This window comes from Methyloceanibacter sp. (genome assembly GCF_050728395.1).
Lineage (GTDB): Bacteria > Pseudomonadota > Alphaproteobacteria > Rhizobiales > Methyloligellaceae > Methyloceanibacter.
In genome coordinates this window covers 42,184-53,035 of sequence record NZ_JBOHJB010000009.1, presented here as the reverse complement: position 1 = coordinate 53,035, position 10,852 = coordinate 42,184, and the positions used below count along the sequence as shown (strand labels likewise).

Sequence of the window (10,852 nt, the reverse complement as noted above, 5' to 3'; positions counted from 1 at the left end):
CGGCAAGGGCGAGAAACACGCCGGCGGTGAGCGCCGTGGCGGCGATCGCCACCCACGCCACCATCAGGCGGGGGAGAACTTCACTGCGCGGGTCCACCAGCCTGATGACGTCGTCGGCGAGGCTGCCGGCGAGGGTGAAGAGGTGCGATGCGGCGGCGGCAAGCGCGATCGCCAAGCCCGCCGCTGCCATGAGCGCGGTGCAGACAAAGGGCAGCCGCGCCGCCATGGGCAGAGCGAGCACGATGCCGTCGCGCGCGACGAAGAGCTCCGACGCCTCAATGGCGCCGTCGGTGTTGGCGTCCTTGGCGAAGAGTAGCCGGTACGCGCTCAAGTCATTGAGCCAGGAGGGAAGCGCGCTTGCCGGAGCCTGGGCAATGTCCTGGAACATCAGCAGCCTGACGAAGGCGGCGAGAGCCGGCGCGCTGATGGCGAACAGTGCCACGAAGAACACGCCCCAGGCGACCGAGCGCCGCTGATCGGCGACCGAGCTCGTGACGCCGCTGCGGGCAAGCAGGCTCGGCAACGCCGCCGCGCCAAGGGTCAGGCACAGGAACAGCGTCAAGAAATCCGTTTTGCTGACGGCGCCGAAGGCCTGCAGGAAGGGCTTTGCGCCCTGCCTCGGTTGCTCGCGGGGAAGCGCCGTCGCGAGTTCGCCCGGCATGGAGGGTGAAACGCCGGCGATGGTCTCCGAGCGCGTCAGCGGCTCGAACATCTCGCCATAGGTGAGTTGCGGTGCCGGCAGATTGGTGAGCAGCACCGCGACGATGACCAAGGGGACGGCGAAGCCCACGGCGCTGACGATGAATTGCGCGCTCGCGCTCCAGGTGAGCGAGCGCATGCCGCCGACGATGGTGACGCAGGCGATGATGATGGCCACGCAGGCGACGGCGAGCTGATGGGAGAGCGCCAGGAACATGGCGAGGATCAGGGCCGCGACCTTGATCTCGGCGGCAAGCAGAAACGCCGTGGGCGGAAGCTGCAGCACGCTTGCCAGGGCACGCACGATGCGCGAGCGGAAGCGCTGGCCGAGAAAGGCGGGCATGGTGTAGGCGCCGGCCTTACGCAAATAGGGCACGAACAAGATGCCCGACACGATCAGCCCAGCGGTCCAGGCAAGCCCGATGGCGAGCGCGTCGAAGCCGAGAAAGAACAACGTGCCGGTATAGGCGAAAAATCCGGTGCCGCCGATCAGCACCGCGGCAAGCACGGCGCCGTTATAGACGGGAGGCACGCGGCGCCCCGAAGCAAAAAAATCCTCGACGTTGAGGGTGCGGGCGCCGAGCGCAAGGGCGAGATAGAGCGCGAGCGGCACGAGGATCATGGCCCTCGCCACCCACATCTCCCGCCAGCCGAGCTGCTCGAACATGGCAAGCAAGATGACGAGCGACACGAAGACGCTGGTGAGAATGCCGTAATAGGCGCCAAGATGGGGGTTCGCTTGACGGCGGCGCGAGGTGCTCATAGCGCGCTCACAGCTCCTCGCCTTCGCTGAAGCTCCGGTCGATGCGCTCCTGCACGCGGGTCGACCAGAAGGCAAGCGCCACCATGCCGATCAACAGGCCCTGCGCCAGCAGGTAGAAGCCGAGCGGAAAGCGCAAGAAGCCAATTTGATCGAGCCTCCCGGCAAAGGCCACGACGGTGACCACGGCGGCAAAGACGATGATCAGCGTGGCGATGGCAAGCAGAAGCGTCTTCCAGCGGTGACGATCGCGTCCGGGCTGTTCCGACACCGAAGCTCTCCCTCAAGAAGCGCGTGCCAGCCAACCAGTTACCAGCGAGGCGCCGGTTGCAAAAGGGGGCGCCGGAAATTCAAGCCTTGTGACCGGCCCGGGTTTGGCTTGGCGCCCAAACATGGCAAGCTGGAGGCTCGAGCCAACCGGAACTTTTCGAGGACACCTGGCGATGTTGAACGAATTCAAGGAATTTGCGCTTCGCGGCAACGTCATGGACATGGCGGTCGGCATCATCATCGGCGCGGCCTTCTCCACCATTGTAAGGTCGCTGGTCGACGACATCATCATGCCGCCGATCGGCGTCGTCACCGGGGGCGTCGATTTTTCCAGCATCTTCGTCGCGCTCAACGGCCAGCATTACGATTCGCTCGCGGCGGCGCGACAGGCCGGAGCGCCGACCATGAATATCGGGCTGTTCATCAACAATGTGATCAGCTTCCTGATCGTGGCTTTGGTCCTGTTCATGGCGATCAAGGCCATGAACCAGCTCCGCCGCAAGCAAGAGGAAGAGCCGGCAAGCGAGCCGCCGCCGTCGCGCGAGGTGCAGCTTCTCGAGGAAATCCGCGATGCCTTGGTAAAACGGGGCTAGCTCGCGCCTGACGCGGAAACCTTGGGTGGAAACGATTTTGCACGATTGCCGCCCTGAGCGGCATAGCCATTGCGCATCGGGCTCCTATTGAAAAATAATTCTATCATTTTCAGTTCATGAGAATGATTTTGCGTTCTTTTACGCTCGATCACTTCCTGGCGGAATGATTTTTCACTAAACTGCCCTACATAGCGCGTTAGGCAAACCTTTTTGGCGGGAACAAGCAGGCGATGGCGGCAACTGGCGCGTCTACCGATGTCATTATTATTGGGGCCGGTCCGGTCGGGCTGTTTGCTGTTTTCCAGCTCGGGCTTGCGCGGCTGAAAGCCCATGCGGTCGATATTCTTGACCGGCCTGGCGGCCAATGTGCCGAGCTTTATCCCGAAAAGCCGATCTACGACATTCCCGGCCTTCCGGTCTGCACCGGCCAGGAGCTGACCGACCGGCTGCTCGAGCAGATCAGACCTTTCGAGCCCGTATTTCATTTCGGCGAGATGGCCGCCGCCCTCGGCAAGACCAAGCAGGGACAGTGGCAGCTCACCACGGACACCGGGATCACCATCACTGCGCCGGTGCTGGTGATCGCCGCCGGCGGCGGCAGCTTCGTGCCGAAGCGCCCGCCGATTCCCGGCATCGAGGCCTATGAAGGCAGAAGCGTGTTCTACGCCGTGCGCCGCATCGAAGAGTTTCGCGGCCGTCACATCGTCATCGCCGGCGGCGGCGATTCCGCCCTCGACTGGACGGTCAATCTCGCCCCGATCGCAAGCTCGCTTACGCTGCTGCACCGCAGGCCAGAGTTCCGCGCCGCTCCAGACACGGTGCGCAAGATGCGCGAGCTCGAGTCCCAGGGGCTCGTGCGTTTCGAGCTCGGTCAGCCTGTCGGGCTGAAAGGCGCCAACGGCACGCTTGAGGCCGTCGCCATCAAGCGCATGGACGGCTCTGCCGGCGAGATTGCCGCCGACACGCTGCTCCCCTTCTTCGGCCTCACCATGAAGCTCGGGCCGATCGCGCATTTCGGCCTCAATCTCAACGAGAACCTGATCCCGGTCGACACCGAGAAGTTCGAGACGGGCACCGAGGGTATTTTCGCCATCGGCGACATCAACACCTATCCCGGCAAGCTGAAGCTCATCCTCTCCGGGTTTCATGAGGCTGCGCTCATGGCGCAAGCCGCGCATCGTTACGTGCATCCTGATAAGCCTTTGCGCTTCCAGTACACGACCTCCTCGTCCGAGCTGCAGCGTCTGTTGAAGGTGGCCTGACATGTTTGTCATCGTACGCATGCCGGACGGAAGCTCCCATCGCCTCGAGGCGCTGGAGGGTTGGCGGGTCATGGAGGTGATCCGCGACTGGGGCCTGCCCATCAAGGCCGAATGCGGCGGCGCCTGCGCCTGCGCCACCTGCCATGTGTGGGTGGACGCAAAGTGGCTGCCGACGCTCACCGCTCCCACCCATGAGGAACTCGAAATGCTCGACGGCGCGTTTCACGTCGATGAGCGCTCGCGCCTGTGCTGCCAGATCATCATGTCGCCTGAGCTTGACGGGCTTGAACTCGAGCTTGCGCCCGAAAGCCTTGCCGATGCGCCCGTGGCGCGCCTAGCGGTTGGAGGCTGAGGACCGATGCGGACTTTCCCGATCTTCGTCAGCGTCGACCGCAAGCCGCCTTTGGTAACGGGCGGCGGCGAGCTTGCCGCCATCAAGGCGCGGCTCTTGCTGAAGCGCGCCGAGATCGTCGATGTCGCCGCCGGAGAGCTCGGGTCCGAGCTTGCCGAGCTTGAGCGCGCCGGCCGTGTCGTGCTCATCGCGGCGCGTCCGGGCGTGGATCAGATCCGCGGCAGGCCACTGGTCATTGCCGCGACCGGCGACCATGCCGAAGACGCCCGTGTTGCGGCGATTGCGCGGGCGCTTGGCGTGCCGGTCAATGTTCCCGACAAGCCGGCGCTATGCAGCTTCGTCATGCCGGCCATCGTCGATCGCGGCGAGGTCACCGTCGCCATCGGCACTGAAGGCACATCCCCGGTGCTTGCCCAGCGCCTGCGCGCCTGGCTTGAGCGCGAGCTTCATCCGCGCCTCGATGCTCTCGCCCGTCTTGCCGGAGACTTCCGCTATGCGGTCGCCGAGAAGCTCCCGGCGGGGCGCGCGCGGCGCAAATTCTGGGAGGGCGTGTTCGACGGCGCCGCGAGCGAGGCAGCCCTGGCCGGCGAAGAAAGCGAAGCGCGCCGCCTGGTTGGCGAAGCGATCGAAGAAGCGGCAAAGGCGGAGACCGTGCAGGGCCGCGTGCTCCTGGTCGGCGCCGGTCCCGGCAATCCTGAGCTGCTGACGCTGAAAGCCGTGCGCGCGCTGAAGGAGGCCGACGTCATTCTCTACGACCGCCTCGCCGGCACCGGTGTGCTCGAGCACGCCCGCCGCGAAGTCGAGCTGATCCCGGTCGGCAAGACGAAGGGCGAGCACAGCGTCCCGCAAGACAAGATCCAGGCGCTGATGATCGAGCGGGCGCGCGCAGGCCAAACCGTGGTGCGGCTCAAAGGCGGCGATCCCCTGGTGTTCGGCCGCGCCGGCGAGGAGATCGCCGCCTTGGGCGCAGCCGGCATCGAGGTCGAGATCATCTCAGGCATCACCGCCGGGCTCGCCGCAGCCGCGTCCTTGCAGATCCCTCTCACCCATCGCGACATTTCGCACAGCGTGACCTTCGTCTCTGGCCACGAAGCCGGCGGCGACGAGCCGAGCTTCGAGCATCTCGACCTCGCTGCACTTGGCAACGGCGAGAGCACGCTGCTCGTCTATATGGGCGTCTCCACCGCAGGGCTGATCGCACGCAGACTGCTCGATGCCGGTTGGAAGCCCGCCTGCCCCGTCATCGCCGTTGAGAACGCGAGCCGCGACAATGAGCGCCGCGTTGCCACCACCGTTGCCGAACTTGCCGCAGCACCTGAGCGCCTGGAACTGAAGAGCCCTGCCGTCCTCATCTTCGGCGAGGTCGCCGGCCTTCCTGCCGCAGGCCTTGTCGAAGATGTTCTGTCGTCACCTGAGTTGAGCCGCGCCTATGCCTAACGTCGTCACCGCCAACCGCCTGATCGACGGCATCGTCGTCTACCTCGCCCCCAATGGCGGCTGGGTTGAGGGGCTTGCCCTCGCCAAGCTCGCCGACGGCGAGGAGGAGACCAAGGTACTGGAAAGCGAAGCCGCCAAGGCCGTCGCCGAACGCCGCGTCGTCGCCGTCTATCCCATGGAGGTCGCGCTCAACGACGGCGTGCCGGTCGCACTCTCGGTGCGTGAGCGCATCCGCGCCGCCCACCGAACCACTCTGACCAAGGATTGGTACGATGTACCGCTATGACGAGTTCGACCACGCCTTCGTGCGTGAGCGTGTGTCGCAGTTCCGCGAGCAGGTTGAACGCCGGCTCGCCGGCAAGCTCACCGAGGACGAGTTCCGCCCCTTGCGCTTGCGCAACGGTCTGTATCTCCAGCTGCACGCTTATATGCTGCGCATCGCCATTCCCTATGGCGTGCTCTCGCCCCGTCAGTTGCGCCAGCTCGCCACGATCGGCCGTCGCTTCGATCGCGGCTACGGCCACTTCACCACCCGGCAGAATCTGCAGTTCAACTGGGTGAAGCTGGTCGACGTGCCGGAGATCCTCTCCGCGCTCGCCGACGTCGAGATGCATTGCATTCAGACGAGCGGCAATTGCGTGCGCAACGTCACCGCCGATCCGTTCGCCGGCGCCGCCAATGACGAGCTGGAAGATCCGCGTCCCTGGTGCGAGGTGTTGCGCCAATGGTCGACGCTGCATCCCGAGTTCAGCTGGCTACCGCGCAAGTTCAAGATCGCGGTGTCGGGTGCCGCCGAGGATCGCGCCGCCACCGGCTTCCACGATATCGGCTTGCGTATCGTGCGCGGGCCTGAGGGCCGGAACGGCTTCCGAGTCCTGGTCGGCGGCGGCATGGGCCGTACGCCCTATGTCGGGCAGGAGATCAGGCCGTTCCTCGAGAAGCGGCATTTGCTCTCCTACATCGAGTCGATCCTGCGCGTGTACAATCTGCATGGCCGCCGCGACAACCTCAACAAGGCGCGCATCAAGATATTGGTCAACCAGCTCGGCATCGACAAATTCCGCGAGGACGTCGAGGCCGATTGGGAGGCGACCCGCAAGGACGCCATCGATCTGCCGGCCGCGGAATATGCGCGCATCAACTCCTATTTCGCCCCGCCCGATCTCGTGCCCGGCCCGATCAAGGACGAGGGCGTCGAGCAGCGCCGCATCACCGATCCGACCTTCGCCAACTGGCTCAAGCACAATGTCAGGCCGCACCGCGTGCCTGGCTATGTGAGCGTGGTCGTCTCTCTGAAAGAGCCCGGCCGCACGCCTGGCGATGCAAGCTCGGACCAGATGGATTTCGTCGCCGATCTCGCCGAGCGCTACAGCCGGAACGAGGCGCGGGTGAACTACACGCAGAATCTCATCCTACCGCACGTCGCGCGCTCAGACCTGCTCGCCGTCTACGACGAGCTCAGATCGAAGGGGCTCGCCACCGGCAATTACGATCTTCTGGGCGACATGATCTGCTGCCCCGGTCTCGATTATTGCAACCTTGCCAATGCCCGCTCGATCCCGATCGCCAAGGAAATCGCCAAGCGCTTCGAAGATCCCGCGCGCCAGGAGCTGATCGGGCCGCTTCGCCTCAATATGTCCGGCTGCATCAATGCCTGCGGACATCATCACTCAGGCAATATCGGCATTCTCGGCGTCGACAAGAAGGGCACCGAGCTCTACCAGATTTCGCTCGGCGGCAGCCCGAAGGACGACACCGCGGTCGGCACCATCATCGGCCCCGGCTTCAGGGCTGAAGCCGTGCCTGATGCGATCGACACCATCGTCTCCACCTATCTTGCCAAGCGCCACGACGGCGAAGACTTCCTCGCCACCTGGCGTAGGATCGGCGCGGTGCCATTCAAGGAGGCCCTCTATGGCAATGCTTGATCTTGTGTCCGGAGCCTTGCTGGCAGACAGGAGCGACCCGGCGGTGGTGCTCGAGCCTACCGCCGACAGCGCCGCGCTTTCTGCCGCATCCGGTGATGGCAGGGTGGTGGCCATTCGCTTTCCCGCCTTCGGCGACGGCCGCGGCCATTCGCTCGCCGTGCTGCTGCGCGGCCGTCACGGCTTCAAGGGCGAGATCAGGGCCGTCGGCTATCTGATCCCGGACCTCGCCCCCTTCCTGCTGCGCTCTGGCTTCGATACCGCCGAGATCACCGATGCCAACGACGTGGAGACCTGGAAGGGGGCTCTCACCCGCATCCGCCATCTCTATCAGCCAGGCTTGCGCAACCCGCAGCCGCTCCGCCGCGATGCCTCAAGGCGCGCCGCCGAGGAGCTGAATGCACGGCTCGCCGGAATTGAGAGTCTTTCTGAGCGCATCGCCGAAGTGAGGCGGTCGGTTGAAGGACGCATCGTCTTCTCCACGAGCCTCGGTCTCGACGACCAGGCCATCCTCAATGCCGTCGCCGAGTCTGGCGCCGACATCGACATCTCCACTCTCGATACCGGCCGCCTGTTTCAGGAGGTGCTTGAGACCGTCGAGCTCTCCGAAATTCGCTATGGCCTGCGTATCCGCCTGGTGACCCCGGAAGCCTCGGAGGTCGAGGCGCTCGTCGCGCGTGACGGCGTGTTCGGTTTCCGCCATTCGGTCGACAACCGCAAGGGCTGCTGCGAGGTGCGCAAGGTCCGGCCGCTGAACCGGGAGCTTGCCGGCGCGCAAGGCTGGATCACCGGCATCCGCCGCGAGCATTCCGAGGCGCGCGCCGACGTCGCGCTTGCCGCCTGGGACGAGGAGCGCGGGCTCTTGAAGGTCAACCCCATCGCCGACTGGTCGACGCGAGCGCTCACCGCCTATATCGCCGAGAACAACGTGCCGGTGAATCCGCTGCACGCGCGCGGGTTCATCTCCATCGGCTGCCAGCCTTGCACCCGCGCGGTGCAGCCAGGCGAGCATCCGCGCGCCGGCCGCTGGTGGTGGGAGCATGAGGAGAAGAAGGAGTGCGGGCTGCACATGAACCCGCGCCGTGAGGGGAAGGCCGCATGACCGCGCTCGTTTCGCATCTGAAGCTGCTCGAGGCCGAGAGCGTCCAAATCTTCCGCGAGGCCGCGGCGCAGTTCCGCGCGCCTGTGCTGCTCTATTCCATCGGCAAGGACTCGACGGTGCTCTTGCATCTCGCGCGCAAGGCCTTCTGGCCGGCGAAGCCGCCGTTTCCGCTTCTGCACATCGACACCACCTGGAAATTCCGCGACATGATCGCCTTTCGCGACAAGACGGCGAAAGAGTTCGGGCTCGATCTGATCGTGCATACCAACCATGACGGCTTGGCGCGCGGCATCAATCCCTTCGACCATCCGCCCTCGGTCTATACCGACATCATGAAGACGCAAGCCTTGCGCGCGGCGCTCGACGCCGCCGGCTTCGATGCCGCCTTTGGCGGCGCCCGGCGCGACGAGGAAGCCTCGCGCGCCAAAGAGCGGGTGTTTTCCTTCCGCGCCGCCGGCCATCGCTGGGAGCCGCGCCGCCAGCGCCCTGAGATGTGGACGCTGCTCAACGGCCGGCTCGGCAAGGGCGAGACGGTACGCGTCTTTCCGCTGTCGAATTGGACCGAAGGCGATGTGTGGCGCTACATCGCGCTCGAGAAGCTCGACGTGGTTCCCCTCTATTACGCCGCGCCGCGGCCCGTGGTGACCCGCAACGGCCAGCTCATCATGGTCGACGACGAGCGCATGCGGCTCGAACCTGGCGAGGAGCCTGAGCTGCGCAACATCCGCTTCCGCACGCTTGGCTGCTGGCCGCTCACCGCGGCGGTCGAGTCGGAGGCAAGCGACATCGATGCGGTGGTGGATGAGGTGTTGCGCGCCAAATATTCCGAGCGGGCAGGGCGGCTGATCGACCACGATCAGGCAGGCGCCATGGAAATGAAAAAGCGTGAGGGTTATTTCTGATGCATGTGGCTGCGCTGAGAGAACAGGTCGTCGTCGAGTCAACGGTCGCGCCCGCGCTCATGCCTGTGGCCGAGACCTCAGGCATGGTTCGGCTGCTCACCTGCGGCTCGGTCGATGACGGCAAGTCGACGTTGATCGGCAGGATGTTGTGGGATTCAGCCGCGGTTGCCGAGGACCAGCGCGCGGCCATTACCCACGCCTCGCAGAATCGCGCGCTCAACGGCGAGAAGGTCGATTTCAGCCTGCTGCTCGACGGCCTCCAGGCCGAACGCGAGCAGGGCATCACCATCGACATCGCCTGGCGCTATTTCGAGACCGCCCACCGCCGCTTCGTCATCATCGATGCGCCTGGGCATGAGCAATATACCCGCAACATGGCGACCGGCGCTTCGCATGCCGATGTGGCGATCCTGCTGGTCGATGCGCGCCATGGGGTGAAACGCCAGACGCGCCGGCACGCCGCCATCTGCGATCTCGTCGGCATCAAGAATGTCGTGCTCGCGGTCAACAAGATGGATTTGATCGGTTGGTCGGAGGCGACCTTCCGCGCCATCGAGGCCGAGTTCCGCGCGCTCGCGAAGGGTTTCGGCTTCGTTCAGATCCTGGCCATCCCGGTGGCGGCGCTCCCCGGCGACAATGTGGTGCGCCGGTCGGCCGCCATGCCGTGGTACGGCGGCCCGACGCTGCTCGATCATCTGGAAGCGCTCGACGTCAGCACCGCGCGGCGCGACGCTCCCTTCCGCTTCCCCGTCCAGCTCGTGCTCCGCCACGGCGATTTCCGCGGCTATGCCGGCACCGTGGTCTCGGGCCGCATCAGGCCCGGCGATCGCCTGGTGGATGCGAGAACCGGGCTTGGCGCCTCGGTCCGCAGCATCACCACCATGGATGGCGACCTCGCTTTCGCCGCCAAGGGCGATGCGGTGGCCATCGAGCTCGATAGCGACCTCGATATTTCGCGCGGTGCGGTGCTGTCGGAGGTCGGGCGGCGCCCGATCAACGCCGATGTGCTTGAGGCCCGCCTGGTTTGGCTCGCCGAAGCGCCCTTCGATCCCGAGGCCGGTTATCTCTTGCGCACCGCCACCGACCTCACGCCGGTCACGAGCATGAGCATCTCTGCGCTCGTCGATTTCGAGACGCTCGCGTCGGCGCCGGCCCATGCTTGCGCCGTCAACGATATTGCCGATTGCCGTATCCTGCTCGGCCGCCCGACCTCGCTCGACCTCTTTTCCGAGCTGCCGGCCACCGGGAATTTCGTCCTAGTCAGCGCCGTGGACGGCACCACCGTCGCCGGCGGGGTCATCACCTGGGCGCAATCGGGCGCCTCTGCCGTGGGCGACAATGTCTTCGTGCTCGACCGGGAATTGCTGGCCCGCGGCCTTTGCTCCGATCTCGGCAATTCTCCCGCCGACCTCGCCGAATTTCATCGGCGCGCGCAAGAGGCCGCAATTCTGCTGCGTTCCGTGGGGATTCCCGTCCTCATTGAAATCTGAACAAGAAAATTTCCCAAAGCCGGCTGACACGGGGAGTAGTCCCGGCAAGCCAGGGGGGGA

At 65.3% G+C, this 10,852-nt stretch carries 11 protein-coding genes; 9 read left to right on the top strand and 2 right to left on the bottom strand.

The genetic code is table 11. The features are described from left to right. Together ACREC7_RS03175 and ACREC7_RS03170 are read right to left on the bottom strand one after the other, a co-directional pair. On the bottom strand, nt 1-1,462 hold a 1,462-nt coding region (locus ACREC7_RS03175), incomplete at its 3' end, for a sodium:solute symporter family transporter (protein WP_431554242.1). A gap of 7 nt (nt 1,463-1,469) precedes the next feature. Then, entirely contained in the window at nt 1,470-1,730 is a 261-nt protein-coding gene (locus ACREC7_RS03170) for a sodium/substrate symporter small subunit (protein ID WP_431554241.1), read from the bottom strand. Between the two features lie 172 nt (nt 1,731-1,902). Between ACREC7_RS03170 and mscL the strand changes: the two genes are divergently transcribed. The 9 genes from mscL (at nt 1,903) to ACREC7_RS03125 (ending at nt 10,792) form a co-directional block, all read left to right on the top strand. Further along, nucleotides 1,903-2,322, top strand: a complete 420-nt coding sequence (gene mscL, locus ACREC7_RS03165) for a large conductance mechanosensitive channel protein MscL (protein ID WP_431554240.1) — start codon at nt 1,903-1,905, stop codon at nt 2,320-2,322. A 230-nt stretch (nt 2,323-2,552) separates the two neighbouring features. Continuing rightward, on the top strand, nt 2,553-3,584 hold the full coding sequence (locus ACREC7_RS03160; protein WP_431554239.1) for an NAD(P)/FAD-dependent oxidoreductase: 1,032 nt from the start codon (nt 2,553-2,555) through the stop codon (nt 3,582-3,584). Nucleotide 3,585: 1 nt separating this feature from the next. After that, entirely contained in the window at nt 3,586-3,936 is a 351-nt protein-coding gene (locus ACREC7_RS03155) for a 2Fe-2S iron-sulfur cluster-binding protein (RefSeq protein ID WP_431554238.1), read from the top strand. A 6-nt stretch (nt 3,937-3,942) separates the two neighbouring features. After that, nucleotides 3,943-5,373 carry a siroheme synthase CysG gene (gene cysG, locus ACREC7_RS03150; protein WP_431554237.1) on the top strand — a complete coding sequence of 477 codons (1,431 nt, stop codon included), beginning with the start codon at nt 3,943-3,945 and terminating at the stop codon, nt 5,371-5,373. Continuing rightward, nucleotides 5,366-5,659 (top strand): DUF2849 domain-containing protein, encoded by a 294-nt coding sequence (locus ACREC7_RS03145; RefSeq protein WP_431554236.1) that lies wholly within the window; start codon nt 5,366-5,368, stop codon nt 5,657-5,659. Before cysG ends, ACREC7_RS03145 begins: the two co-directional genes overlap by 8 nt. Continuing rightward, on the top strand, nt 5,646-7,301 hold the full coding sequence (locus ACREC7_RS03140) for a nitrite/sulfite reductase (protein ID WP_431554235.1): 1,656 nt from the start codon (nt 5,646-5,648) through the stop codon (nt 7,299-7,301). The genes ACREC7_RS03145 and ACREC7_RS03140 overlap by 14 nt, the downstream gene beginning before the upstream one ends. Continuing rightward, the gene (locus tag ACREC7_RS03135) at nt 7,288-8,400 is read left to right on the top strand and encodes a phosphoadenylyl-sulfate reductase (RefSeq protein ID WP_431554234.1); all 1,113 of its coding nucleotides are present in this window, start codon (nt 7,288-7,290) and stop codon (nt 8,398-8,400) included. Before ACREC7_RS03140 ends, ACREC7_RS03135 begins: the two co-directional genes overlap by 14 nt. Then, complete coding sequence (cysD, locus tag ACREC7_RS03130; protein WP_431554233.1) at nt 8,397-9,302, top strand: sulfate adenylyltransferase subunit CysD; 906 nt, start codon at nt 8,397-8,399, stop codon at nt 9,300-9,302. The genes ACREC7_RS03135 and cysD overlap by 4 nt, the downstream gene beginning before the upstream one ends. Continuing rightward, nucleotides 9,302-10,792, top strand: a complete 1,491-nt coding sequence (locus ACREC7_RS03125; RefSeq protein WP_431554232.1) for a GTP-binding protein — start codon at nt 9,302-9,304, stop codon at nt 10,790-10,792. The genes cysD and ACREC7_RS03125 overlap by 1 nt, the downstream gene beginning before the upstream one ends. Nucleotides 10,793-10,852 lie beyond the last annotated feature (60 nt).